The following is a 26,831-nucleotide window of genomic DNA, read 5'->3' as shown; positions in this document are numbered from 1 at the left end:
ACCGCCTTTTGGTTTTGGTCTTTAGTAGTAGTTTCATGATGAAATATATTGCTCAAACAATTGAAGCTCATGGTGTATCTGTTGAAGAAACCAGATATGAGCCAGAATATCCAGAACTATATTCTCAGAAAATTGCTTGCTTTACAGGTCATAGAAAAATTCCTGATATCACCAAACAAATCAATATAGCAATTGACTTAGCTTTAGACATGGGGATAAATCATTTTTTTGTTGGTATGGCTTTAGGTTCAGATCAATTGGCTGCAAAGGTTTTAATGAGTAGAAACTTACCTTGGACGGCTGTAATCCCTTGCGCTAATCAATCAGAATTGTGGAGTTTGCAGCATAGGAAAGAAAGCGATTTTCTTCTCAGATATGCAGAAAATCAAGTAATCCTTAGACCCAACTATACCGCAGATTGTATGCACATCAGAAATAGATACATGATTGATCATTCTGATGTCTGCATTGCAATCTATGACGGAAGATTTACAGGTGGAGCTTTCAAAACTTATTGCATGGCAGTTAAGAAGTTTATGTCTGTGATTAAAGTGCATCCAAAAACGAAAGAAGTCTCGATTTATCAACCACCAAAACCAAATCATACTCAATTTAGTTTGTTTTAACCATTTCTAATTTTAATACTCCTAATTCTATTCACAATAGAGTTAGGGGTTTTGTTATGCAAATCCATCAGGAGAAATAAATGCTCAAATCAGCAAAACTTACAACCACTACAGGCTATACATGGAAAACCTCAATCAGTGCAACGGCATCTTATGAATCAACGATTGAGTATTTTCTAGGAAAATATTTCGCTGTAGGAATTTACCCTATTGAAAATTTAGAAAAAGTTGTGAAAGTTGAGATTTTTGACGGTAAAACAATGGTGGTATCTGAACTTTGATAGCTTTATTTTTTCAGTGCTACCGCTTAGTGGTTGTGTTCATGATTGTATTATCTGGATGAAAGAATAATGACTTGTAACGGATACTCAAATGACGAGACTTGGCAAGTTAGTTTATGGATTGAAGATTGTGATTTGTCAGAACAGGAATTGAAAGATAGTTTCTTAAATCTCAAAAATGAAATATTCAAAGAAAAATCGCAATATAACAGATTTTGTAGTGCGTTAGAAGACCTACTTACTGAGTCGCTTAATGTGGTGAATTGGAAACAATTAACAGAACTAAATGGGATTGATAGCGACGAAGACGATACAGAAAAAGATGATGACTGTGATGAATGATGGTAGATGGGAAGGTTGGAGAAATTACGAAACTTATGTAATTTCAATGTGGATAACCAACAATGGATTACCTTGTGAATCATCTGCAAGTGAACTAGAGAAATATTTTGAATCCTTGAAAAATCACTTCTTAGAAAATAAAGATTCAATATTATTTCAACCATTAACTTATTTACTTACAGCAAGTTTTGAAGAAATTGATTGGCAAGAAATAGCTGACGAATTTAATATCAAAGAGGATGAATAATGACAACTGAATTTTTGAATCAATTGGCAAAAGCCTACTGGAATATGGATTATTATGATTTTCTCTTCAGAACTAAATTTGTAGATTCTGATTATGCCAGGGAGAAATTTCAATCTTTTCAAGCTGGTTGCAAGAAACTACTTGAGTTTGACCATGAAACTTTAGAATCAATTCTGGCAATGTCCACGTCTGACCAGAATAAATCTGAATTGAACTCATGAAAAATGAAGGGTTAGGATTGCAACTAACCCCTCTAATAAGTTAATTACTGAAGTTAGTTTATCATGAAAAATCTGGAAAAGTTACTTGAGCTTAGAAACAATATTTCTAAGTTGCAATTTGAAATTGAAGGCTTGATGCCAGAAGCAGTTGGTGAAGCAATAGAAGTTTTGGGTACTTGTGAAAACACCAAAAATAAAACTGTTTACCAGAACAATAACAGCAAAATTGTTTTGGTATTCAAGAAACAATACGAAACACCTCAAACTGATTTGAAGTTAAACAGACTTGAATCAGATATCAGAACAGCAACGGCTAAATTATCTCAAAATAAAGCCAACGATTTAGCTAGAATTGAATCGGAAATTGAGAAGCATCAACAAGCGATCACCTAAAAATCACGACTCACAGGAATAGAGATTGGCCTCAGTAAACATTTAGCAGATATGTAATTGAGCCGTCTTTGCGCGAAACAAAAAATCTACTAATCTACTTATCAAGGGTTTTGACGTATTCTTTAAAAATTGGGGACAAATCAAATTGGGTTTTATCTGCTTTGATTTTGATGATTAAATAGCGTTTTTGCAGGGATTCTAGGGCGTTAATAAAGTCTGTGGATGACCAGTTTAAGTTTTGCTTTAAGGTTTCCCTAACGACAGGTTCTTTAAATTTGCTTAATTCCAGGGCTAGTTGTTGTTCTAGGGGAGAGAGTTTTGTGAATAGCTGTTTAAAATGCGATCTCATTTGATTGGTCAGAATGAGTTGGTTTTCTGCTAAAAATTCGGCAACACTATCATCAAAAAAATCTTTAATTAAGATGGTTACGTCTTGAATATATTTCGGATTACCTTGATATAGGTTAATGAGATGTGGCCAATTTTCTGGATCTTTCAAATTTTCGTTTTCAAGAATTTCTGTATTATTTAATCCTGAAAGTTCTAAGCATTTGATAGGATATAATTCTTTATCTAAACAGTGCATTTCTGGACACTGTTCTTGACTGATTAAAATCATGGTGCTTTGATGCTGGCTTTCGGTGAGGGTTTTAAACCAGTTTTGATAGTCGAGATATTGGGTTTGATATTGACCTGCTAATTCGCCACTGATAAAGAGATTTTGGATGTCGTCTAAAATAATTAGAGATTTTTTCTTGGTTAAAAGTGCAGAAATTTGTTTGATTTTATCACTAATATTATCTTGAGGTTCTTGATGGCAAGTGGTTAATATTTCATTAAGTGATGATTCTAGAGTGTTAGGAAATTTGAGATTTTTCCAGATAATAATTTGGAATTTTTCGAGATTTAAGTCAACAAATTTTTTAATAAGAGTAGTTTTACCAATACCCGATAAACCTAATACAGAAATTAAACGAATATTTTGATTTAATATCCAATTCGAGAGAATTTCTAGTTCAGTTTTTCTATTGTAAAAATGAATAATTTGAGGAGCAAAAGTTAAATCGTGAGAAATTAATGATTGGCTATTTTGTTGATGTTTGTTAGGATTTTGATAGGGATAATTACAAATATTAAAACTATTATTATTTTCACTATTATTCTGTATAATAAATGCTGGTTGATTTAATCGTAATCTTTCGATAGTAGAACGGAAATTCCGTTTATTAATATCCTCTCCTAACTGTTGCGATAAGAGTTGCCATAAACCTGCACCAACATCTCCCACATAATTTTTATTGAAACGGTACTGCTGGGCAATATCCTCATAGGTTTGTCGTTCCCAAGTTCCTACGATCACAGCTTTTTGCAGGTCATCCAGATGTTTGCCTGTGCGTTCAACCATTAATCCATCCACAAATTGTAACACATCGTTTACATCCATTGAACTATACAAGATAAGTATTTGAGGCATTGTAGCCGACTTTGATCCCATTTTTTCTGATATTTTCCGTTTTTTTATTGAGTTCTTGTGATAAAAGTCCCGTATAAATCCGTTTTCCTGGGGGTTGTTAAACCTACGAAGGCTTTGTTATGCTCATTTGTAACTCAGCGAAATGACTGTTTTCAGTCTCTTTTTAAGAAAGCACCTATGCTACTATGGCTTTTAAATGATCATGATCCATTTATTTTGCTGAAAAACTATCGGTTGAAATTAGGAGTCCATTTCCAAAGCCACCATTGTTTCTCGCTGCGTAACATCTAAATTCGGTTTGGAGACTTATTCAGCATCACGTAAGTAAATCATGAAAAACACTCTATAAGTGAGCAAAGAAAATGGCATTTAGAAAACCGATTACAACTCTTGGCGGACTAATCATGTGGGAAAATGTTAGGCAGAATGAGCATTTTATTCTGCAAAAGCACAAGATTGGTCTTCCTGTTTGGCCATATAAATATCGAATCACACTGAGGCAAAATAGAATGGAAATAGCAAATTCTAATGACTTAGAAGAAATAGAAATGGATTGGAGTTATTTGAAAAATAACGTTGTTCCACAGCTTTCAGAAAAAATTGATGTATCTAATTTGGTATTTGATTTAATAAACAAACTACTATAGGACAGAATACTTATGAGAGTCTATATATGGGATCTTTTAACCCTAAAATCTGATTTTAAATTTAATCCTTTTGGACATGCTGCCATTCAAATAGAAGATCAATATTTTAGTTTCTACCCTAATAATATTAATATTAGTGAGGAAATTCATCATGAGTGGTGGAAAACTCCTGCTCAAGATGAAGAGGGGCTTGGGAAAGCGGATAAAATTATAGACATTGATGTGGATAGAATTTTTCACCCTTATATTCTTGAGCTATATAATCCATCTATTGCAAAAAATAGTATATTTTCATATAGAGGAATGGGTGGCAGACCATATAATTTATTTGCAAATAATTGTTGCCATCAAGTTGCACGTTTTATAGATCGAGCAATTGCTCCATATTTAATTGATATTTTTGGAAATCCCCAAAAAAATACTTATTGGCTAAACTATCAGGATGAACAGTGTAGTCAGGCTAGGTATGAAAAATTAAAGGAGCTTTATTGCAACTACAATCCGCATACTGGCTCTAACGACTTGGACATTTGTACTAATAATATTTTATGTAATTGGGTACTATATAAACTTTACAAAATGGCTATGTGGCATAAATATGGTCCACATGTAGCCGAGCAAATAATAAAAAAAAAAGATAAAGGTCTTGCTGAACAGCCTGATCGCATACTATGGGGACCTTCTAATATTCCATATTATGCTAGATTTGCAAAATCTGTAGTCGAATATTTGTCAGGTAAGGTTCCAGCTATTCCTTGGCTTTATACTGTTGAGTGGGACAATTATAATGGTCAAGCAAAACCAAGAGATGTTAGTCAACTAAATAATTTTCAACGAGAAGATTTAGGAATTTCAAATCTTAATATAAGGAAAGCTATAAAAACTATGTACCTCTATTAAAGACTAGTTTTTTTAATAGACTACCTGTTTCGACTTTTTTGTCGAAATAAAATTCAAATTACTTTATGGATAGGTTATAAAAAATGGAAATTAGCGATCTTAGTGCCGATGAATTGCTTCAGCTATACCATCAGACAAAAGACACAATGCTTCAACAAATAAATGAAGAAAATAATGCGGATGCAATGGAAAATGCTGAAATTTCATTACAACTAGCTATGCTTCTTCGTCAACCACTTCTAATAGCTTACTCATTAAACCACATAGGAATATTAAGCTTTAGAATGGGGTATCAGCGTGAAAAAGCAAACATGGATTTTGGTCGTATTCCCGAAAGCGAAATTCGCGCGTATTATAACAGAGCCTTAGAATGCTATAGTGAATCTCTGAGAATAAATAGAGCTTACAACGGAAACGACTGCCTAGAAGCTGCAAATATTATAAGTAATATGGGAAGTTTTTTTGGTCAGGTTGAACAATATAAAGATGCAGAAATTTGTTTTAAAGAAGCTTTGAGAATAAAAGAAATAAGACTTTCTGCTGAACATCCATCTTTAGCCACAACTAGGCAAAATCTTGTACTGCTTTATCAACGATTAGGTGAGTACGATAAAGCAAGTAAGTTAATAGACGAAGGGCTAAAATTTACCGAGCAAGAATCTTGGTTACCCAAAAATATTTGAAATCTCGGTTTGGGTCGATGGTTAAGCGAGTTCATTGGTGCGGGTATCTGTGATGGTTGCGGAAAGGAAAAAAGTCAACTATACGGTTTTGATGCTTATCCTGTATGTGGGGCAAATGCTAGAACTACTCATCTTGAACATTTACGTTCGCTCCTGAATCAGTGCCAAAAAGCCAACATTCCTCCATTTATCAAACAACTTGGTGCTAAACCAATATTGAATAACCAACCCTATAAAATCAGCGATAAAAAAGGTGGCATTTTATCTGAATTTCCAGAAGATTTACAAATTAGGGAGTTTCCATTGGTAAATCAATAACATTTTTAATTACTAATTCGTAATTCGTAATTTTGGGGTTTAATTACGAATTACAAATTATTTTAAGGCTTTGCATCTCTAACTATTGGAATTATTTCATGGATGTCTACCACCCTTGCAGCAATATCTACAAAAAAGGTAGTTAAAACATTAACTATGATTAATGTCACAAATATTGTTCTTCCTCCACCTGGAATGTTAACAATAATGCCGGCAATTTCAGATAATTTCTCTATATTTTTTTTGCTTGTTTCAATTTCATGCCAGTTCACATTATCATTATTCTGGTGAATTTCAAGCTCTTTAATTCGTCCCAAAAGCGAGGTATCATCCCAAAAAAGAAGTTTTTCAATATTTTGGATTTTAGCAGTATTTTCTCTTAACTCCACCTCTAATTTTATCAGAGATTCAGTAGATTCTTTCTCAATTATCGGACGTTGAGTTAATAACTTAACAAGCGTTTTTAATTCTTCACTAGAGCGTCTGCTAGAACCGGATTCAGCCGCTTCAGGAATAGCTTTTAGTAAGGCATCTTGTCGTTTAGCTAATGCAGAAAGCTTTTGCTCTAAGCTTTTTCTGTCAGTAATATCAATTGCTTGGTTAATGATAAAATTTTCACACCGTTTGCTACAAACTGCCAAGCATATATCATCATGATGATATTCCCAATTTGTCTCTGTTCCCACTGGGGAATTAATCAATTTTTTTATTTCTCTAGCTTGGTCATAGCATTTGTCACCTGCTATTTTACCTTCAACGCTATCTTTAAATAAAGTAGATAAATTGTTGTTGACTCTCAAGTATCTACAATTTAGATCAACCAGGGAAATAAAACCTGGTATAGATTCTATAAAATCAAATTCAGTCATTTTTTTAATTTAAAAGAGAATATTTAGATTTAATTATACCTCCTAAAATTTGACTATTTCTTCCATCGGTGTATCCATCTAAAATACCGAGCGATAGTGTAACTAGCGCGACCTGGGAATCGCCGTGAACATTTCCCACTCCCCCGTATTCCAAAACTCAGGAAAGCGCAACTTAGGCACACTCATAGCTCACCCCCATGCTGTGTTTCCCAATCCAAAACAGCCTCTTTTGTAAACAACCCCGAAATGTCCCGCCCCTGCGCCATCAAATCATCCATAAAATGCTAACTCCCTAGCTCCAATGGATTGTGGATCACCAAACCCTCTATCCACTCAAAATCTTTTATATTTGCCGTTGCTAACGGTAGATCAGAATCTAAACAGGTTGCAGCAATTAGGGCATCACCTACGGACATTTTTCGCTGTTGGCGCAAAGCCACCGCAATTTCCAGCGTAACTTTATTGATCATCAAAACATCCAAGTTATCTAAAATCGCCATGATGGCCTGTTTTTCAGCCTCACTTAAACGATGGTAGCCCAATGTTTCCAAACGACTAATCGCAGAATAATGCGTGGCATAATTCACCAACCAGCTACGCAACTGCGTATATGGCGGCTGAGTGGCATAAATAATCAAATTACTATCAATCAGCATCGTCTCTCCCGAACAAATTGCGATCTTGGCGTTGTTCACGCTGCCAAACAACTGGATCAGTAATTTCTGCAAAAGGATTTAACGCCACCGCCTGCGCCAATGCTTGCGCCAAACCTTCGCGCCTTACTTGGTTTAAAGTGATAGGCGTTTTTTCTCGTGCTTTTTGTTCTAAATAAACAGCATAATTCAGTAACTCCGCTTGCGATGATATCGGTAGAGCGGCAGCATGGTGTTGAATTTGTTGCAAAATAGGGTTCATAGCTGTTTTTATGTCGTTTGTCTAGTACCGACGATATCTATATTACTGCTCATACGCCCCCAACCCCGAAATTTCTCGCCCCTGCGCCAGCTTGTGCAACAACGGAATCAAATCCTCCATCAATGCTAACTCCTTCCGAGCAGCAATTCTCATTTTGAAAAAAATAAGATCAAACTCTCTTAATTTAAGTGGAGAACCTGTGTCAAATTATCATTTTTTGATGGATAATTATTATCCGAGAAATTGGGTGTAAATAGTGTCCATGTTGTTAAAACGGGTAGTGTAGGATTAGTGGGCATTACAAATGGGAACACTTTGTTAAAAATTATTACAGCATTAATAGGGTAGCTCAAAATTAGATCAATTATTTTAGATGTAGCCAAAACCATTGCTAACACTGGGTTTTAGATAAATAAATTCTGCCTTGTAATCGGAAGGTCGTAGGTTCAAATCCAACTGCTGGCCCTAGTGAAACCCTTGAGAAATCAGGGGTTTTGTCGTTTCAATGCCCTGTTATATTAACCTTTTGATATTTCTCCATCGTGCCGCAACACTTTAGAATTTAGTGGAAAATAACAGAATAATAGATCAACTTTAGATCAATGAACAGCAAGAAGTGGACATTAGACGAGGTTAACGCAAGATTAAAAGCCGGCAATATCGGTGTAGTGGTTTATCAGCGGGGAGATCGTCTCTCACTTCGTGCCACATTTCCGCCAAAACCAGGAATAGACAAGCCACCTTACCAACAGCTTTTATCTTTGGGGATTTACGCCAATCCTGCTGGGTTACAATTTGCTGAATCAGAAGCCAAGAAAGTTGGAGGTTTATTGGCCCAGGGGAAATTTGAGTGGTCTGAATATCTTGTCAAGGAATTAGCAATTACTGAAAATACCACTGACAACGCTAAATTATGGATTGAGAAATTTGAGGCTGATTACTACAACCGCAAGGGGAAAACTCCTATAACCGAAACCACCTGGAAATCAGATTACTTGCCAGCATGGCGACTTTTGGAAGATGAACTTACCCCAGAAACGATATTAGCGGCTGCATCTCAAGTACCAGCTAACACCAGAAAGAGGCAATTGGTATGCGAGAAATTAACGGCATTAGCTAAATTTGCAAATATAAACATTGACCTTAAACCTTATACGGGAAACTATGGTATCAGCGAAACTACACCCCGCTATATTCCCAGCAAGGCAGAAATAGAATCCAACAGAAAATTATTTAAAAATTACTGGCAATGGGCTTATGGAGTTTTAGCGACTTATGGACTCAGACCACATGAAATATTTTTCTGTGAAATTTCCTCAGAACACCCATATCTGTTAAAAGTTAATCAAGGTAAAACAGGTTACAGAGAAGTTTATCCGTACTATTTGGAGTGGGTCAAAGATTGGGAATTATGGAATCAGCACCCATCACCATGCACTGCTAAAACTTTCAAGGAATATGGACAGCGAGTAACTAAAGCATTTTCTCGCGCAAACATCCCTTTCACTGCTTACTGTTTGCGCCACGCCTACTGCATAAGGTTATCCACAGAATACAAAATCCCGGTGGCGATAGCGAAGCGCTGCTGCAAGCAGTTCGCTGCTAGTTGGGCGGGTCACGAACAATCACTTGCTAATCCATCTGGAGTACAAATGAATAACTACGCAAAACACAGCAGTATTTATAACTTAAACTTATTTAGGGGCAGGAACTTGTGGGAGTAGAGAAGGAGAAGGTTGACTCCCACCAGTATTTCCATTTTATAGGTGTGGCAGATGTGGCAGATTTTTTCCATGCCTTCTACTCTACCATGTCTTTCTACTTATTTTTTCTGGTAGCCGAATTAATCCTGTGAACAGTTACCCCCTACTTAGGGTTTGCTGAAAAAGTGGAAAAAGGCAAAAAAAATTAACTAGGTAGTTAGGCAAAAGCAAAGATAAGTTTTTGTTGTTTAAAATTAGGCAAAACATCACTTTTTCTAATCGAATTAAAGAAAAAAGAGATTATTTGGAAAAATTGCCATAAAAATCCCCAAAAACCCCTTGATAGTAAGGTAGAAAGATTCATAACTAAAAAAGTAATAGCAATAGCAGTTAGAGAGGTATGAGGAAGTTTAGCCATGACTCTACCCAAACTAAATCTTCGTTTACCCTGCCCAAATTTACCTTCAATATAGTTACGAATACCTTCGTCATAAGCAGCCTGTTTCTTATTTTCTTTACTGACATTTTTAGGTGGTCTTCCCAACGGCGGACCACTGATTCTAATTCCTCTTTCTTGACACCAAGCTCGATTCTCTCTTGCCCGATAAATTTTATCCACATGAACGGATTCAGGATAATATCCAGTGTCAGTTTTGTATGCTTCTACCTGCGATTTTAAGTCTCCTGATTCGTTAAAATTATCCCAACTGATGTGGTCTAAAAACACATATCCATCATAACAACTAGCTGATAACTTTGCCCCAAATTCTGTCCTTTTACCCGCTTTGCCTCTGATAATTGGACGGATATGTGGTTGAGTTAAACTGACTATACGGTCTTCTATTTTCTGTTTTTTATTTTCATATAACCACAGTTGTTGACGATGAATTTCTGCTACTACTAACAACATTTTATATTGTCTGTTACTCAGTTCTGAGAGTGAGGTACTTAGCTCAATTAATTGCTGGATATGAGATAAATTTCTTTTGATATATTGCAGTTGTTGTTTAATAGCTTTTGTTCTTTCTTGAACAGTTGGTCTCCTTTTTTTGGCTACTAATAAGTAATCTTTTCTAGCTATATTTCTGTAAGTTCTTGGTTTGTTTATAGTTTTTCCTTCTAGAGATTTATATAGAATATCTATAATTGTTTCTGTGCGCTTTCTGGCTTGATTTAATAATCCTAAGTCTGTGGGATAACTGACATCTGCTGGTCTACAGGTGGCATGATTACCCATCGGTTATCTAATGCCAATTTCTCCTCGAAGGGTTGTTGAAACTTTTCCGGTGCTGTTTCCTGTTCTTGCGATTTTATATACATCTTAATGCGCCTTGATGCAAGGGATTTTACCCATTTTAACTCTTTTTCTTGCACCTTTTTCACTTTCTATCCCCATCAAGTCATTTATTTGTCCCGGTTTTATGTTTATTCAGCAAGCCCTACTTATCTACTCTATTTTTCAGTATCCCCCAGCCGCTATCTGCGCCCTCTTTTTTGTGGAGTTCTCTTAGTCTAAACTCCAGTGGAATGACCTGAAGCTGAAAGATTAACAACAATTTGATGATATTTTTTGAGAGTCGGGCGATGTCCAACACTAATAAAGGTTGTCTCTATATCTATCAGCAAATTATAAAGTTTTTCTTCATTTTTAACATCTAACGCACTAGTAGCCTCATCTAAGATAGCATATTTGGGTTTAGTGATTAAAAGCCGAGCAAAAGCTAATCTTTGTTGTTCTCCTAAAGAAAGAATTTCACTCCAATCTTTCTCTATATCTAAACCCTCAAATCTTGCAGCTAAGTCTGATAAATTCACTAACTTGATAATTCGATCAAGTTCTTCATCACTAATATTAGCATTGCTATGGGGATAGATTAACTGCTCTCGCAGAGTACCTAAAATCATGTAAGGACGCTGAGGTAAAAATAGTATTTCTTCTAATTCTGGACGGACAATTACACCAGTTCCTGAATTCCATAAGCCAGCTAAGACGCGCAATAAAGAACTTTTCCCACAACCACTATCTCCCATGACAAGTAAGCTTTGACCCGCTTGTAGTTCTAGAGAAAGGTTTTGAAATAGGGTTTTTTCATAGTTAGGAGTCTGAACAGTCAGATTTTCAAATGCTAATCTGTTTTCTTTTAGTATCTGAATATTGCTGTTATCAGCAGTTGATTTTCTGGATTTTTGGAGATATTCATGAAAAACATATAACCGATTAATGGCCGCAGCAAATTTTGTAAATTTTTCAAATTGATACATAATCAAATTCACTGAAAAAGCAACTTGTCCAAAAGCTCCTCCAGCTTCGGTGATTTTGCCTACTTCAGTTTCCCCTGAGAGAATTTGGTTTCCTAAAATTAACGCTGGGATAATCCAAGGCAGATAACCAAACTGATATTTAAATACATTTAAATATACTTCTGACCAGAGGATTAATTTTTTAAAATTATTAAATACTTGATTAAATATAAATTTAACTTTGTTTTCTTCTTGAGATATGCCATTATAGAAGGCGATAGACTCAGAATTTTCTCGAATGCGAACTAAGCTGAAGCGAAAATTAGCCTCTTTTCTGAGTTGTTCAATATTGAGTTGAGTTAATTTTTTACCATAAAAAACAATAGTAATTGTATAAGCTAATATAGAATAGAGTATTAAAGCAATAACTAAATTAGGAGAAATAGACCAGAGAATGACACTAAATGCAATCACTACCAAAATTGACTCCAGACAATTGACCAAGAAACCAATAGATTGCTGACAAAAATTAGCAACGTCTTCAGAAATACGTTGGTCTGGGTTATCAATTTCTTTATCAAAATTACTCAATTCATAAAAAGCACGATTTTGAAAATATTGATTGAGTAAATCATGGGTTAACCATTTGCGCCAATATAAACCGATTATTTCTCGTAAATAGCCATAGCCAGAGTTTAAAAAACCAAAGATAACAATTCCAGCAAAAGCAACTGTTATACCTTGCCAAAATCCTGTACTATTACGAACCGAAAGGGCAGAAATCAGGTTTCCCTGTACGGTATTTAGAAAAACCTTAACTTGAGTATTAGCGAATAGTAAAATCGCTAGAAGTCCAAGTAAACTGATCGCACCTCGTTTTTCATTACCTAACCAATAGAGTTTGGCGATCGCCCAAAATTGCGATACTGCTCTGAGTTTAAATCCATTCATCTTTATATGGTTAATCAGTGTTAATGATTTTAGTTGACTCCAGATTTTTTTGCTAAACCTAGATGTGTAGGAGTTTAGCATTACTATATCCCTTATATCATAAGCAAAAGAGAAAAGAGTAAAATCTTAATTCAAACAATAGAATCAAACGATTAAGCTGTGTGGATTATATGTATTGATAATAGAGTCAGAGGTTGTTTGAAAACTTTTTCGTGTGGTATCTGACACCCGCAGATCCCCCTAAATCCCCCTTGAAAAGGGGGACTTTGAGGAATTTAGCCCCCTTTTGTAAGGGGGGTTGGGGGGATCTCGATTAATTCTGATACTTTTCAAACATCCTCTCAGTAGCCGATTGAATTTTGTATCACAAATTTAGATGTATAACTTGGCTAAAATACTCAAAATATTAATATTCAAGAAAGACTTTTGGATAGTTTCCCCAGCATAAATGTAAAAGCTGAAAGCTGAATTTGTATTTCGTCTGCCACCAGTTTAAGTAATCCACCTGACGTAGTAATTAGGATATCAATTGTACAAAAATCTCCATAGCAGCTAGGAATCTTTAAACTCTGCTCAGATACGGGAGTAATTCCCAAATTCATGGCTATTAACAGCGGTTGTTGATCACCAGTACCATGAATAAGCACACACCACATACCATTTTCATGAGAACACAATAAGGTTCTTGTGCCATTTTGAATCAGTTTGTTTTGCCCACGAATTTCAGCAAGTTTGTGAATTAGTAAAAAAGTGGGATGGTGTTGACTATATGGCTGAAAGGTTTTCCGATTAATTGACCCAAACTGCCAAGCACAAGCAGGATTTTCAAACATATCCTCCCGTACATAACAATCATGACCCAGCCAATTCCCTGTATCCTCACATTGATATACTCCTAAAGCACCACAAAACTCTTGTTCTGTTCCTTGATAGATAAAAGGTGTTTGTGGACCTAAAATTAAACAAGCAAGGGCAAAATGTAACCGGACTCGCGCTTCATCTCGATTTTCCATCCGACACAAGAATTGATGAAAAATTCTGGTTGTGTCTTGGTTATCCAGGAACATCAGATTATTCTGCCAACCATGATGATATTGCTGCGATGGTTTTAGAAAACCACAACAATAATCTGCAAAACCTCCTAGCCAATGACCATCAGCCAGACTATTTTTAATAGAATAGTAGGTTGGATAGTCAATCAAACCGGAAAATTTGGCACTATTATATTCAATTACTTCTGCGTGGGTGCTTCCTGCGTGTTCTGCTATTTGTATAAATTCTTTTTTCCCTAGATGTGTTGCATATCTTAATATTTCTTCTACACAAGGTTCCCAAAAATCAACCCCAACATGACGGGCTGAATCGTAGCGAAAACCATCAATATCTGTTTCGGCAATCCAGTATTTAAGGTGTTGAATCAGTAACTCGCGGACATATTTCGTCTCCGTGCGCCAGTCTTCGAGAAACCCAAAGAGTCTTTGATTCACCATGTCGGTGTATTCTGGTCCGTGAAAAAGCGCCGTATTACGTGCCTCGATGGGAAAAGGCATAACCGCAGCTTGTTCACCTTGCACATACTTGAATTCTCCCCCTGGTGGACCGCCATATTCTTCCCAGTTAATGCTATCTGCGATGTGATTGACAACTACATCTAAAATGACGGCAATATCAGCTTCATGCGCTTTTTTCACCAATTCACGCAGACATTCAAGTGTACCCAGACGGGGATCAACCATTAATAAATGAATAGGATGATAGCCATGATAACCATCAGCCTCGTTGACATAGACAGGACTCAGAATAATGACTCTGATTCCTAGTGCTTTCAAGTATGCTATCTGGTCAGTTACACCGCGAATTGTGCCGCCATGACTGGCATGGGGAGAAGATGGATCATATTTAACTGCACTTAGACCAGTGTTATCGTTGTCCGTACTGCGAGCAAATCTATCAATAATGATTGAGTAAAATAAACGAGAATTCCAATCATCAGGACCAGGTGTGATGGACACTGATGGTTTAGGTCCATACAGGGGCTGATTATTGACAAATCCGAGAAATAGGGAGGGAATTTCTGCCATTGAACGTGGTGCTTCATCGCAGATAAAGAGGAACTGCGATCGCTCACTTGTATGTTCATTCCCATCAGTATCCACGTATCCTAACCTATATTCATATCCTCCGCCATTTCCAATAGGAGGTAAGACGACTGAAAACATTTTAAAGCCATTTTCGATGACGCTTTCCGGCTGTGCTACAATGCGATCTATATCGCAATATCCTTGTCCATCATTTAACTCATAAGCTATCTGCCCCAAATCTGGATGTTTGGATAAGTGAACACCAAATCTGATACAGATTTTCTCGTTAGTTCTAAACACCCATGTATATGGTGCAATGTTAGGGTCTAAATGTATTTCACAGTATTCATCAAAATAGCGCATATAGCATTCCTCCGAATTAAAAATGGTGTGTTGGAAAACTAATGATCATCAGCATTTTAAGGATTTTAGGACTTACGCAAGTGTCACACCAAAAATCTATTGTAGGGTGCATCAGATATCAACAATCTGTTTATTTGCTAAATTTTTGCTGTCTGATGCACCTTGCCAATGTGCCAGTTGCGTAAGTCCTGGATTTATTGTTGAAGTCTAAAAAATATCAGGGTTCATTTTTTTTGCGACTACAACCATATCAATCAAATGCATTTTTTTCAACGTTTCATTTTGATTAACTTGATGTTCAAGTTCTAATACTTCTGCCACACTCTCTATTGGTTTAACTGGATGATAGAGAAGAGCCTGAATTTGTGGATATTCAATATATGTGCCAACTTCCATAGTTTTGTGAGTATAAAACTCAGAATGGTAAGCTTCCCATTGCTTGATGGTAAATAGGGGTGTTGTGGGAAGTTGATAATGTTCTGATTTGAATTTAAACTCATCTCCAAATGTCTCTTGTAATGTGGGATTAAACGGATTATTCAGGATAGTTTGAAACAGATCGAAGGGCATATATCTAATTCCTAAACCTGCGGAATGTCCATTTTTACAAATTTCGGCAAATTCTTCTCGGCTAATCAAAATATCTTGATGATCAAACTCCTTAGTAGCTCCCTTGTGATGGAGGATGGGAGACTTACAAGCAAATATTACTAAAGAACCATTTGGCTTCAAGAGGTTATAAAAAGTGGCAATACTTTCTTGGATAATATCTAAAGAAATATGTTCAAAAATGTGGGAACAAACGATGAGGTCAAAAGTTCCATATTGCGCGATCGCTGGACTTTGCATGACATCATTCAGAAGATGAACTTTATCACTTTTGACTGGTGATGTATGTGCTTCTTTAAGTAAACCATCATATTCATCAGTTTGCCAAAAAGCGTCATCCTTTAATTTTTCTAATAGTTTTTGGTCTTCATTAAGTAAGCATTTGGCTACTATGGAAGCGTGTAAAAATCTCTTTTGATCTGGTTCGACCAAAACAATCTTTTTAGCTGACCAAAACCGAGGCAGTAATCTTCCTAATCCACATCCAGCATCAAGAACAACTGCGTCAGGTGTAATCAAGTCTTGAATGTTGTTAGCCCAAACTTCCTGATCTCTAGTTTTCCAGGCTTGATGAGCTATATCTGTTACCCATTGGTAGGGGTCAATTGTGTCGTAGACTGTAGCAGTAATTTTTTCCATGATTATACCTGAGTGAACGTAAAACAAACAAAATTTATTGACAGTGATTATACTATTAAAAACGCAGCCGGATTAAGTGCATTAAATACTCTAAATATTGTCGCCAAGTGACTTTGCTCGCTCCTTCTTGACGCTCTTGAAACACATAGCCGACTTCTGTAATACGATTAATCTGACATCGCCCTAATACTTCAATTAAAATCTTGTAACCCAGGGGATTCATTGATTGCTGGGCGATCGCTTCTCGACGGACTAAAAAATAACCACTCATGGGATCAGAAACACGACTAACGACACTGGGTAAAATCATCAATCCCAAGAATTGCGCCCCCCGTGATAAAAATCGCCGATGCCATTGCCAATCACTAGTTCCACCACCTTCTACATGACGACTAGCAACAGCAAGATCCGCTCCCTGGGCGATCGCCTCTAATAACTTTATTAATACCTCTGGCGGATGTTGTAAATCCCCATCAATTACTGCTAGTATTTGCCCTTGAGCTACCTGCCAACCCCTAATCACCGCAGTAGATAGGCCTCGTTCTCCCTGACGACGCATCACCCGCAGGTGAGGATAATCTTTTGTTAGTCCCTGGGCAATTTCCCATGTGCGATCGGGACTATCATCATCAATTACAACCAATTCATAATTATTTGGTAACGCTTCATCAAGCAAATGGCTTAACAAATGCACCACTGCTAAAATGTTCTTGCTTTCATTGTATGTAGGAATAATCAAAGAGCAATAAACAGGCTCGTTAGACTGCGAAAGTTCTGACAATGCCGGAATTTTTAACGTTCCCACCGGGACTGATATCAAGTCGTTTAAGCTATTAGTGATCATGATTCTGTTGTTTCCTTAATTTGCCAGTTCAACCTTAAATTAATACCAAAATTCCAGAATGTCACACAAATAATTGCTATCAATTTTGCCATATATTCATTGATTTCAAATTTATAAACTAAAAAATTCACAATTAAACTATTTAAAATCAGTCCGAAAAAACAAATTAGATTAAACTTGAAAAACCTTTGTAGTTGCTTATTATCTAACTGTTGTGAATCAGATATATCACCAAATGTCCATACATCATTCCAGAGAAAATTATTAATAATTGCCACTTCGGTAGAAAGCATTCCACTGGGAGTTAATAACCAACCTAAGAATGTATGTAGAAAGTAAAATACTCCCAAATCTACAAATACACCACTTAAACCTACAATAGCGAAACGAACCAGACGACTGAGAAAAACCCAAGAAGAACTTAATTGCAGTCTGTTGATGAGATTGGTAATCTCCAGAAAATGATTCATTGCCTTTTTCTCTATTGATAATTTTACTTTCAAAATCAATGTTTATGATTGCTGACCTTTCTCAAATTCCCATAAACCTCCCGGTGGTATATCCAATACTATTATTGCTTTTTCAGCATACTTTTCATCCTGTTCCATTTGATGGAATGACCGACTATTATTTTGTATGAAGAAAATCTGATGATAATTTTCAGGAATTTGCATAATTTCATTGTCTGCTACTGGCAATAAAGGAACTTTTGGAGAATAATGACTTAAAGCTAAAATTCCTCCTAAATTTATAGGAGCGTTATTAATTACCAATAATGGACTTTCTGATTTATTCATAGTTTGAATAGTTTGGATAATCAATCTACTACTTGATTGCGTCCACCAACTCCGAGCTTGAAAAAATGTAACATCAGAAACTAATCCAGCTAAAAGAAATAAAACCATCAGTAATTGAGCTATTTTTCTCCGCCAAAGTTGCTCTTGCAGAATTTGAAAAGCAAAACTTAAAAGATAAGCTACCGTAATTTCTAAGCAAAGATATAAAGGCAATTGGTAGCGGACTTGAAGAGACCGACTTCCTCCAGAGGTTATGTCATATACCATCAACAATAAACTAGGAAATCCTCCCAATAGAAAAATAAATAAATAAGCTTTATTTTGATAATTTCTTACTAGAAGAAATAGGGAATAAATAATTAGAATTAAGCTAAGTATTAACGAAGTAATACTATAGTATAAAGAACCTTCATCAGTGAAGCGGGCAAGTATTATACTTGTAGTAAAATTTAGATCAAAAAATATGCGAGTAACTCGATCTAGAAAAATAGCAATTAGCTCGAAAGGATTATTGATATATTTTATGCCAAACCCTGAAGTTAACGCTAATGCTGTTTGAAGATGGGTGATAAATACAAGCAACCAAGGTAAAAATATTAAAAAGGCAGCGATTGTACTAATTAGATAATTAATGAAAGTTTTTGTAAAATGAAACTGTTGTTGAATAATTACATAAATACCATGAGATATCATGATCAAAAACGTGAATAAATGGGTGTATAAACCCAAGACTAAAGATAGGCTATACAAAGCCCAATTAATTTTATTTTCTTGTTTCATAGCTCGCAATAAAGCAGCACTTGATCCAAGGATTTCCACCATCCATAAAGTATATTGACGTGCCTCTTGAGCAAAATATAATTGTAGGGGAGACACAGCAATTAATGCCATTGCTATCCATCCCACAACGGCTGAATCAAATAACTCTAAACAGAGCCAATATACAGTAGGAAAAATCAATAAACTGATGATTGCTGATAAACTCCTCACTCCTGCCGGCGAATCTCCAAATACTTGCGCCCACAATCTGACCATAACGTAATACAAAGGGGGATGCTGTGGGTCTGAGGTGATTAAATAATTTACTGTATCAGCCACACCGCGATCTAGATTAATATGTTGATATTTGTCAAAATTACTAATGGGAATTATGCCTTGATTTTGAGAAACTTCCTGTTTCAACTCGTTTAATGTGTGTCCAGAAATTGCTACAGATGTCCAATTTTCATCACTGGAATAAATTTTTTGCCCTAAATTGGTAAACCGACAGAAAATACTTAATCCCATGAAGATTATTACTAAAATTTTTAACCAACTTGGGGGATTTGTTTTTGTTAGTAGTTGTGATTGGTTCATTTGATGATGTGAGAATTTTTTTTCTGATTAGAAGCTAATGGGTTTTCTTAAAGCGATCGCTATGCAGTTTTTCTTTCACCAACATAACTCGCATAGGAATTTTGTAAGACTCTAACTTATCTTGGCAAAAGGCTCGTAATCTGATCCGAAATTCCCGCAGAGATTCATCCGTTGTCAGACGAACCTTAGCGGTAACTATATTTCCAGTAATGGGATTTGCTTCACCCTTAACGGACACTTCTAGCACACCTTCCATAGTCTGTAAAACATTCTCTACTTCAGCAGGATAAACCTTTTGTCCACCAACATTAATCAATTCGGATTTGCGTCCGAGAATTTTTAGCCAATCACCGTCAATTTCCACCAAGTCTCCCGTCATGTACCAACCATCTGGTGTAAAAGGTGCTGGAGCATTTAAGTAGCCTAGCATGGCACTTTTGGCTTGAATTTCCAGCATTCCATTGACGATGCGGGTTTCATATCCTTCCCCACCCACCTTAAACCAGAGAGAATCAGAGGAACGGGATTTTGAACGCATGATACCCAGTTCGGTGAGTCCGTAGGTTTGATGGAAACGGATATTGGGAAAAAGCTGATTTAAATTGCTCAAAACGCTTTCTGGCATCACTTCTGTCCCATAGGTAACAATTTCTAAGGAACTAAGGTCGTATCTCTGGTGAACACCACCCAGAAGTAGAAGATTGAGAAAGGTGGGTGAGGTGGGTAATACTTGTATCCGATGCTTGGCGATCGCTGCTGCTACTGTTTCTGGAGAGTGATCTAAAGGTATAACTGCACATCCCCCATTGGCGAGAACGTGCAGGAGGGTGTTAATACCACCAATATGGTCAAATAATAAAAATAGTAGTGTTCTTTGGGCAGGTCTTACCGTTTGGAACTTCTCTTGCATTAAAATGAAATCATGGACAGCAGCTTTGCTTTTGCCTGTGGAGCCGGATGTAAAAATGATTAATCCGGGATGTTGGCGATCGCGCAGTTGATGCAGAAGCTCATGTCTAGCTTGAGTTCCAGTCTGCTCAATACTCACATTATCATCTAAGCCAACCTTGATGATCCATTCTACCTCTGCTATCTGACGCAACTCGTCCCGACTGGTTTTCATCTCTGCTGTTAACAGTGCCACAATGCAATTATGTTGGAGTAAGGACAATAACAAAGCTACAGAATTGGGTGAAAAATCTGCTTCCAAAGCGATCACTGCACCTTTGGGAACAACCTCCTTTTGCAATCGTTCCTGCCAAAATTTGACTAATTGCCCAAGTTCACTATAAAGCACCGAACGATAGCGAACGCATTGCGTCCCGGCGGGAACTAGCGCTCCGTAGGAGTCGCCCCAGATTAACGCCTCAGCATCTTTGGTCTGATCAAACCTCTCCAATAGAAATTCAATAGCCATCAGACACCCCCACACACAGTAGCATTGTGAATACAATCAACTATATAATCAGTTAGTGATCCCACAGTAGCTAATGGATTAGTGCTACTGGGAGTAATTTCAGTAATTGTACTAGTTAGATTCATCGTGAATCCCAACTCAGCCTCAATATCCTGCTCAATCGCTATCAGCAATGAGGTCAGTCCCAAAGAATCTATGTATCCACCACCCGCGAGAATATTAGCAGCCGCACCCTGTTCAATTTGGATACGACCCCAGCCTTGTGTAGTTACTTCCTGAATACAGTCCAGGACAATATCCTGAACAGTTTCGTTAATCTTGGCTTGTTCTGACATTTAAAATTTACCCCACTTTTGTTTTGCTTAACCAATCCTGAATCTGACAGTGGAACTCCTTCTCACGTTTGATCACCCCAGCCAGAAAAGTGATAAATTTTTGCACTTGAGTCTGATTGTCCTGGGAGTTTTTACGGACAATAATCAGAAATGATTTGTAAACCTCTTCCCACAATTGGATAATCACGAGAATCTCATCCACGAGTTCTGAGACAGGAAGATTGAGTTCTTGATCCAAATCATGGAGGAAGTCCCGCAAATAATAGCGACTCCAGCGCATATCAAAGAGGCATTTTCCCAAAGATTGCGGAATTTCTCCCGATGTGGAGTAATAAGCACAAAAAGCTTCATAGATATAAGTGTTGAGAGCAACACCTGATAAATAAAGTCTACCTGGTCTACTTCTTGTCCGCCCCTCCAGAAAAGCAGTATTGACTTTATTTAGAACATTGATTGCCACCGAATCAAACTTTTTATTTTGATAATGCTCTGCAATTGTCACATTGATAATACCGTAAGTGACTAAAAAAGAATAGCCCCTAGCTTGAGTAAATTCTGGAAACTGGAGATTCCCGCGCCAGAATTTTTCTAAGGACTCAAGAGAAATCGTTCCCAGAAACTTGTTAGGTATAGGGTCATAAATGAAAACCTCTTCAGATCCTATTCCCACCACAGTGATATAGTGATCACCGACCATAAAACTACCACCTAATGTAGAGTTAGTCGGCGGTTTGAGATAATTTGGATTATGAAAATCTGGACTATGTGGTAGTTCGTAAGTCGTCCCTGTAAGAATTACTGGTTGATTGCGTTTTATGGAGGCACTAATTTGAGCAAGTCCCTCTTGGAAGGAAGATTCACCGGTTGTAGTTAATTCAAATAGATCCATCCCCTCTCGAAAAAGCTTATATCCACGCTGCATCACCAGGTTCGGCACTACATCAGTGGTATCAACGCTAAACACAGGGATACTCCAAAAATCAGCATTAGGTAGGAGACTGAGTATACTTCGACCCTGATTCTGGCGTAAATGCAAATCTACTAATGGATAATGACATACGTAGTAATAGGGAAATTCCAATTGAAGTTGGGATGCAAGAGTGATTTTATCCATATCATTTTTTACTCTGAATGAAACCTCAAATTGTAGATTAGAGCTTAGACCAGTTTTCAATCCTATACTCAATAGATATATCTTTTTGCACTTGTAAAAACCGCAGTGGCATTGGTGAACCGTCCTTTTGACACTCAAAGTTATACATCTCACAGCTAAAAACAGTTGCTAGATTAAAACCCCGTGGCAAGGTATATTTTCCCTCATAGAAATTTCCGCTGGTTCGCTGTAAGGTCATAGTTCCAAAATGTATCTGCTCAACATTCGGAGTTTCATCTGGAACATGGGCGCGTAGATGAACTTGCACTTGATCAGGTAAACTAGGTACAACTTGGAAATTATCGGATGTTTTTACTCCTTGAGATGAAAAGGATACTCTGGTCATACCAGTGGAAAGTCCAGTCAATCGGTTGCCTGGTTGCACCTGCAAAATCTGTGGATCTTCCACATCATAGCTACCAGTAAGATCAGTACATCGTAGTCCAGTGTCATACTCTACAACCGGATTAACTGTTAATGGTGCGCTACCTACTCCCAGGACTTGATCACCTTGTAGTTCCACAGAAACAGGTGTCCCTTCCTTACCGAAAAACAACAGTAGTGGGTGTTTTAAGCGCTTACCCCAGTGAGTGTCTACGTGAGCAGCATCGGGTTCTAAATAGTAGAAAAGGTCAATATTAGGCACACAACCTTGAATAACTAGCACATCAACCAATTCTCTTACCGGGCGGGTATAAATTCCTTCCGCATCACCGACATCAATCCAGAGCATGAACTGTGGTTTTTGCATTGGCCAGGAGTAGAGCCAAGTATTACTATCAAAACTACGAACAGCCGGGGAAAGCATCCCTACTTTGCCAAAAACATCAGGATGGCGTTCGGCAATGTTATAGCTGACAGTTGCACCAGCACAAGAGCCGATTATGGCAGTGTGGGAGCGATCGCTCAAAGTCCTGAAATTATTATCTATAAAAGGCTTTACCTCTTGTATAATGAAACCCTCATAGGTATGACCTCCTAGTGCTTGATCTTTATACAAACCCGCATAATGCCAGTAATCAGATGTCACAGTAGCAGCAGCAGCAGCGATACCGACGACAATAATTTCATGAATTAAATCACCATGTAATAGTTGCTCAATTGTTTCATGTATTCGCCAAGATTCACCATCCACTTTTTTTGGCTCAAATAGGTGCTGCCCAGAGTGCATATAAAGAACCGGATAACTCCGAGTCAAATTATCTGCATAACTGGGGGGCAAATAGATATATAACTTGCGGACAAAACCTGAAATTTTTGAATCTAAATCAATTTTCTCAATCTTCCCACGCATTGGTTTTTCCTGGGTTTGATGAAATTTTCCGTTCATAAATTCTCTACAGTTTTTCTATCACCAACCAACAACTCCTCATCAATATGTTGGAAGTAAAAATAATTGAACAAAATGATGGACACAAATAACATCAGCACCCCTTCCATAATCATCAAAAACCCAATTCCCCGACCTGGACCTGTTTCAATTAATCTACCAATACTGTTAGCAAGTACGCCGTCAACATCCAGCATCGGTTCTAGAATTGTATCAGTCAGTGGACTAGCACTGAGAGTACCAAACGCTGCCCCCAAGCCTGTAATAGTGTAGAACAGTCCCAGTACACGCCCTTGAACATTTGGATGCACGCTATTTTGCCAAATTGTGGCATTAGTGCTGAGAATAATTGGCAGTGTAAAAAACGAAAGCGATATACCCAAGGTAATTAACGGGACAGAAGGTTTGAGACCAGCAATTACTAAAGCTATGCCATTTAAACTAGAAAATATAAACAAAGGAGAGATAGATTTTTTCCCACCTCCCCAGATACTCATAAAAATGCTGCCAGCAAGCATTCCACAGCCAGCGATTGACATGATACTGCCATAGGTTGTTGCTGTGGAAAAGGATAAAATGAGGGGATTAATTAAAACTGTAGTCATACCATTCACAAAAGAATTAATTGTCATGAATGCCAGCATGATAATCAAAAAAAGGCGAGAAGAAATATTTTCCCAGCCGTAAAAAATGTTATTAAAGATAGCAGTTATTCCTGTTATCGGGATAATACTAGGCTCAGGCTGAGGAATATCAATAATTAATAACGTTAAAAACCCAATCAAATAGCTGCATAAATCTATCATTAATAAGCCTTGAAGTTGGAAATTAACGATAATGATACCGGCTAATACTGGTGCTGCTAATTGTCCTACTGCTGAACTAAAATGTATTAAACCATTAGCTCGTCCCATCTGATTACTAGAAACCATCATCGGTAAAGCGGCAGCCTTGGCTGTCATTTGAAAAGAACCGCAGACTGAGGTAAAAAATGCAGCGACATAAGTATGCCAGAGTTGTAGATTGTCAGTTAGTAGCAGTAAGGCAAGTGTGAGTATAACAGTGGCTGCACCTATTTCACTGATAATAATTGTTGTTTTGCGATGCCATTTATCCACCAATGCACCAACAAAAGGAGTAATTAATACGCCTGGCAATATAGTAAAAAATAAAACTAGGCTTAATTGGGCAACGGCGTGAGTATTTTGATAAACCCAAATACTTAAACCAAATCCTGTGAGACGATTACCGATTTCAGATACAGACTGCCCTAACCAGAAAATAATAAAGTTACGGAGTTCACGAATCGGTTCAATGAGTTGATTAAGATGTTTCATCATTTGCATCTATATTTAGTGAGTTGTAAAAATTGGTTTTTCCATTTACGTAAAGTCTATAAACTCTCTTCTCTACTTTCCTGTTATATGTGTAGCTTAAAATCGCGCCCCGCCATCCACGTCTATAATGCTACCAGTAAAGTAGTCACATTCAATAATAAACCGTGCGGCCTGCCAGATTTCATAAGGTTCAGCAATACGCCCTAGAGGTATGGTAGCAGTCATTTCCGCTAAAGCATCTGGGGATACCCGACTCAGAATTGGCGTATTTGTTAACCCAGGTGCTATACCTGCTACTCGAAAACCGAAAGCAGCTAATTCCAAAGCCCATGTGCGTGTATCCGCATCTAGTCCTGCCTTAGAGGCACTATAATTAGACTGACCTGGATTGCCTGACCTGGTGACAGAGGAAATATTGATAATCAACGCAGGAGAAATATTTTGTTCAATGGCTAAAGCTGCAAACTCCCGTGCCATAAAAAAAGCACCGGTCAAATTTACATCAATTACTCGCTTCCATTGAGCCGTCGGTAGTTTACGCAACCAACCCTCTTCATCTTGTGTAACTAACAATCCATCTCTAAGTATACCTGCGTTATTAACTAGGGTATTAGCATATCCTATTTTTGAAGATGCTAAAGGTATAAAATCTTTAACACTTGATTCATTGGCAACATCTAAATGCAATCCGTAGATTTCTCCCGGTAATTCTACAGCTTCTGTTACTAAATTTTTTAGCCCATCCATATCTAAATCACCAGCAACCACCTTAGCCCCAGCACGAGCCATTTCTAGCGCGATACAACGCCCAATGCCACTAGCTGCACCGGTAACTATAGCTCTAATATTTTCTAATTTCATAAAACCTTACAGTCCATTTTCGTGTGTCAAAATTTGCTTGTCCATGTATAAAAATGTATCGTATTTCTGTTAGAATTATACAATGTCAAGTGTATTTTACGTCAACCTGAGAGTTTCTGAGCCTGAAAAATTTTTTAAATTATTTTTTTATACGTCTGGTGAAAATTTCAAAATTTATGATATTCTAATAATTGGGGTAAATTACTGACAATATAATATACAAAGAAAGTGAGAATACTGGGATATGTTTTTTGAATCTAGAGACTTTGAATTTATTGCACCTTTAGAAAATAACTGGCTAATGGTTCGCACCGAATTAGAACAACTCCAACCAAAAAACTTTATTGATTGGCCAGAAAAAAATATTTATAACCAAGGCTGGGAAGTGTTTGGATTATATGCTTTTGGACAAAGATTAGAGGACAACTGTAGATTATGTCCCGAAACAACCAAACTAGTTGAAAACATCCCCGGTATGATGTCAGCGGGTTTTTCTTCTTTAGCACCAGGGACATATATTGGACCTCATTTTGGGGCTACTAAGGCAGTTCTGCGCTGTCACTTAGGTTTAGTTGTACCGGATGATTGTGCAATTCGGGTAGATAAAGAAACAAAAAGTTGGCAGGCAGGAAAATGTCTAATTTTTGACGATACTTATGAGCATGAGGCCTGGAATAAATCTGACAAAACAAGAATCGTTTTACTTATTGACTTTAAGAGGCCGGAGTCAATTTTGACAGAGCCAATAAGCAGTAGTCAAGGGATTGATGAAGAGTATTGGTTAAATATTTTATCTCAAACTGAATTGTCAAAATAACTAGTGATTTAGTTGTCTTCTGTTCTATGGGTTTACCCTACTATGGAGCGATCGCAGTTGTTCAGAAAATTACTTAAGTGG

Annotated in this window: 28 protein-coding genes and 2 pseudogenes; 12 read left to right on the top strand and 18 right to left on the bottom strand. The window is 37.1% G+C overall.

The annotated features are described in order from the left end of the window. Window positions 1-35 precede the first annotated feature (35 nt). From FJR09_RS10790 to FJR09_RS10765, 6 genes are all read left to right on the top strand, one after another. The gene (locus tag FJR09_RS10790) at window positions 36-626 is read left to right on the top strand and encodes an SLOG family protein (protein ID WP_015081241.1); all 591 of its coding nucleotides are present in this window, start codon (window positions 36-38) and stop codon (window positions 624-626) included. Between the two features lie 80 nt (window positions 627-706). Beyond that, window positions 707-907, top strand: coding sequence for a hypothetical protein (locus FJR09_RS10785; protein ID WP_015080864.1), 201 nt, complete (start codon window positions 707-709; stop codon window positions 905-907). 69 nt (window positions 908-976) lie between these two features. Next, complete coding sequence (locus FJR09_RS10780) at window positions 977-1,249, top strand: hypothetical protein (RefSeq protein ID WP_015081240.1); 273 nt, start codon at window positions 977-979, stop codon at window positions 1,247-1,249. Continuing rightward, window positions 1,230-1,496: a hypothetical protein gene (locus FJR09_RS10775; protein WP_148279062.1), complete on the top strand. Its 267-nt coding sequence runs from the start codon at window positions 1,230-1,232 to the stop codon at window positions 1,494-1,496. Before FJR09_RS10780 ends, FJR09_RS10775 begins: the two co-directional genes overlap by 20 nt. After that, complete coding sequence (locus tag FJR09_RS10770) at window positions 1,496-1,717, top strand: hypothetical protein (RefSeq protein ID WP_015080867.1); 222 nt, start codon at window positions 1,496-1,498, stop codon at window positions 1,715-1,717. Before FJR09_RS10775 ends, FJR09_RS10770 begins: the two co-directional genes overlap by 1 nt. Window positions 1,718-1,780: 63 nt before the next feature. After that, complete coding sequence (locus FJR09_RS10765; protein ID WP_254433086.1) at window positions 1,781-2,110, top strand: hypothetical protein; 330 nt, start codon at window positions 1,781-1,783, stop codon at window positions 2,108-2,110. A gap of 94 nt (window positions 2,111-2,204) precedes the next feature. Here FJR09_RS10765 and FJR09_RS10760 read toward each other — a convergent pair whose 3' ends face one another. After that, the gene (locus tag FJR09_RS10760; protein WP_168653854.1) at window positions 2,205-3,554 is read right to left on the bottom strand and encodes an NB-ARC domain-containing protein; all 1,350 of its coding nucleotides are present in this window, start codon (window positions 3,552-3,554) and stop codon (window positions 2,205-2,207) included. Between the two features lie 392 nt (window positions 3,555-3,946). Here FJR09_RS10760 and FJR09_RS10755 point away from each other — a divergent pair, with 392 nt between their 5' ends. The 4 genes from FJR09_RS10755 to FJR09_RS10740 all read left to right on the top strand — a co-directional run bounded on the left by FJR09_RS10755 (window position 3,947) and on the right by FJR09_RS10740 (window position 6,132). Further along, window positions 3,947-4,231, top strand: a complete 285-nt coding sequence (locus FJR09_RS10755; protein WP_168653853.1) for a hypothetical protein — start codon at window positions 3,947-3,949, stop codon at window positions 4,229-4,231. A gap of 12 nt (window positions 4,232-4,243) precedes the next feature. After that, window positions 4,244-5,131, top strand: a complete 888-nt coding sequence (locus FJR09_RS10750; RefSeq protein ID WP_168653852.1) for a hypothetical protein — start codon at window positions 4,244-4,246, stop codon at window positions 5,129-5,131. An 83-nt stretch (window positions 5,132-5,214) separates the two neighbouring features. After that, the gene (locus FJR09_RS10745; protein ID WP_168653851.1) at window positions 5,215-5,814 is read left to right on the top strand and encodes a tetratricopeptide repeat protein; all 600 of its coding nucleotides are present in this window, start codon (window positions 5,215-5,217) and stop codon (window positions 5,812-5,814) included. 9 nt (window positions 5,815-5,823) lie between these two features. Further along, window positions 5,824-6,132: a hypothetical protein gene (locus FJR09_RS10740; protein ID WP_168653843.1), complete on the top strand. Its 309-nt coding sequence runs from the start codon at window positions 5,824-5,826 to the stop codon at window positions 6,130-6,132. Between the two features lie 62 nt (window positions 6,133-6,194). Here FJR09_RS10740 and FJR09_RS10735 read toward each other — a convergent pair whose 3' ends face one another. The 3 genes from FJR09_RS10735 to FJR09_RS10725 form a co-directional block, all read right to left on the bottom strand. Beyond that, window positions 6,195-7,001, bottom strand: coding sequence for a hypothetical protein (locus FJR09_RS10735; protein ID WP_015080878.1), 807 nt, complete (start codon window positions 6,999-7,001; stop codon window positions 6,195-6,197). A 284-nt stretch (window positions 7,002-7,285) separates the two neighbouring features. Next, a complete protein-coding gene (locus tag FJR09_RS10730) occupies window positions 7,286-7,657 on the bottom strand; it encodes a type II toxin-antitoxin system VapC family toxin (protein ID WP_148762202.1) in 372 nt (123 codons plus the stop codon). Then, window positions 7,647-7,916 (bottom strand): hypothetical protein, encoded by a 270-nt coding sequence (locus FJR09_RS10725; protein WP_015080880.1) that lies wholly within the window; start codon window positions 7,914-7,916, stop codon window positions 7,647-7,649. Before FJR09_RS10725 ends, FJR09_RS10730 begins: the two co-directional genes overlap by 11 nt. A 602-nt stretch (window positions 7,917-8,518) precedes the next feature. On the opposite strand from FJR09_RS10725, the gene FJR09_RS10720 reads away from it, so the two are divergent. Next, the gene (locus tag FJR09_RS10720) at window positions 8,519-9,640 is read left to right on the top strand and encodes an integrase (RefSeq protein ID WP_254433085.1); all 1,122 of its coding nucleotides are present in this window, start codon (window positions 8,519-8,521) and stop codon (window positions 9,638-9,640) included. Between the two features lie 196 nt (window positions 9,641-9,836). Here the strand turns inward: FJR09_RS10720 and FJR09_RS10715 are convergent. The 14 genes and pseudogenes from FJR09_RS10715 to FJR09_RS10650 form a co-directional block, all read right to left on the bottom strand. After that, window positions 9,837-10,844 (bottom strand): annotated as a pseudogene (locus FJR09_RS10715) (IS5 family transposase); the annotation flags it as partial. Next, window positions 10,802-11,002 carry a hypothetical protein gene (locus FJR09_RS10710; RefSeq protein ID WP_158310539.1) on the bottom strand — a complete coding sequence of 67 codons (201 nt, stop codon included), beginning with the start codon at window positions 11,000-11,002 and terminating at the stop codon, window positions 10,802-10,804. The gene FJR09_RS10710 and the pseudogene FJR09_RS10715, both read right to left, overlap by 43 nt. A gap of 129 nt (window positions 11,003-11,131) precedes the next feature. Continuing rightward, the gene (locus tag FJR09_RS10705; RefSeq protein WP_168653849.1) at window positions 11,132-12,811 is read right to left on the bottom strand and encodes an ABC transporter ATP-binding protein/permease; all 1,680 of its coding nucleotides are present in this window, start codon (window positions 12,809-12,811) and stop codon (window positions 11,132-11,134) included. A gap of 413 nt (window positions 12,812-13,224) precedes the next feature. Then, the gene (locus FJR09_RS10700; RefSeq protein WP_015080884.1) at window positions 13,225-15,255 is read right to left on the bottom strand and encodes an alpha-amylase family glycosyl hydrolase; all 2,031 of its coding nucleotides are present in this window, start codon (window positions 15,253-15,255) and stop codon (window positions 13,225-13,227) included. Window positions 15,256-15,462: 207 nt separating this feature from the next. Further along, window positions 15,463-16,503, bottom strand: a complete 1,041-nt coding sequence (locus tag FJR09_RS10695; protein WP_015080885.1) for a bifunctional 2-polyprenyl-6-hydroxyphenol methylase/3-demethylubiquinol 3-O-methyltransferase UbiG — start codon at window positions 16,501-16,503, stop codon at window positions 15,463-15,465. A 61-nt stretch (window positions 16,504-16,564) separates the two neighbouring features. Continuing rightward, window positions 16,565-17,347 (bottom strand): annotated as a pseudogene (locus FJR09_RS10690) (polyprenol monophosphomannose synthase); the annotation flags it as partial. Next, window positions 17,344-17,817, bottom strand: coding sequence for a GtrA family protein (locus FJR09_RS10685; protein WP_254433084.1), 474 nt, complete (start codon window positions 17,815-17,817; stop codon window positions 17,344-17,346). The gene FJR09_RS10685 and the pseudogene FJR09_RS10690, both read right to left, overlap by 4 nt. A 42-nt stretch (window positions 17,818-17,859) precedes the next feature. Beyond that, window positions 17,860-19,500, bottom strand: a complete 1,641-nt coding sequence (locus FJR09_RS10680) for a glycosyltransferase family 39 protein (RefSeq protein WP_168653847.1) — start codon at window positions 19,498-19,500, stop codon at window positions 17,860-17,862. Between the two features lie 34 nt (window positions 19,501-19,534). Next, a complete protein-coding gene (locus tag FJR09_RS10675) occupies window positions 19,535-20,917 on the bottom strand; it encodes a fatty acid--CoA ligase family protein (protein WP_015080889.1) in 1,383 nt (460 codons plus the stop codon). Beyond that, entirely contained in the window at window positions 20,917-21,252 is a 336-nt protein-coding gene (locus tag FJR09_RS10670) for a hypothetical protein (protein WP_015080890.1), read from the bottom strand. The genes FJR09_RS10675 and FJR09_RS10670 overlap by 1 nt, the downstream gene beginning before the upstream one ends. 7 nt (window positions 21,253-21,259) lie before the next feature. Beyond that, window positions 21,260-22,366: a hypothetical protein gene (locus FJR09_RS10665; RefSeq protein WP_015080891.1), complete on the bottom strand. Its 1,107-nt coding sequence runs from the start codon at window positions 22,364-22,366 to the stop codon at window positions 21,260-21,262. 37 nt (window positions 22,367-22,403) lie between these two features. Next, window positions 22,404-23,735, bottom strand: a complete 1,332-nt coding sequence (locus FJR09_RS10660) for an alpha/beta hydrolase-fold protein (protein WP_015080892.1) — start codon at window positions 23,733-23,735, stop codon at window positions 22,404-22,406. After that, the gene (locus tag FJR09_RS10655) at window positions 23,732-25,081 is read right to left on the bottom strand and encodes an MFS transporter (protein WP_254433083.1); all 1,350 of its coding nucleotides are present in this window, start codon (window positions 25,079-25,081) and stop codon (window positions 23,732-23,734) included. Before FJR09_RS10655 ends, FJR09_RS10660 begins: the two co-directional genes overlap by 4 nt. A gap of 87 nt (window positions 25,082-25,168) precedes the next feature. Beyond that, window positions 25,169-25,933 (bottom strand): SDR family oxidoreductase, encoded by a 765-nt coding sequence (locus tag FJR09_RS10650; RefSeq protein WP_168652023.1) that lies wholly within the window; start codon window positions 25,931-25,933, stop codon window positions 25,169-25,171. A gap of 244 nt (window positions 25,934-26,177) precedes the next feature. On the opposite strand from FJR09_RS10650, the gene FJR09_RS10645 reads away from it, so the two are divergent. Then, window positions 26,178-26,750, top strand: a complete 573-nt coding sequence (locus tag FJR09_RS10645) for an aspartyl/asparaginyl beta-hydroxylase domain-containing protein (RefSeq protein ID WP_015080895.1) — start codon at window positions 26,178-26,180, stop codon at window positions 26,748-26,750. Window positions 26,751-26,831: the final 81 nt, after the last annotated feature.

It is taken from the genome of Dolichospermum sp. UHCC 0406 (genome assembly GCF_009712025.1).
In the GTDB taxonomy this organism is placed as follows: Bacteria; Cyanobacteriota; Cyanobacteriia; order Cyanobacteriales; family Nostocaceae; genus Dolichospermum; species Dolichospermum lemmermannii.
This window is presented reverse-complemented; position numbering and strand designations above follow the sequence as displayed.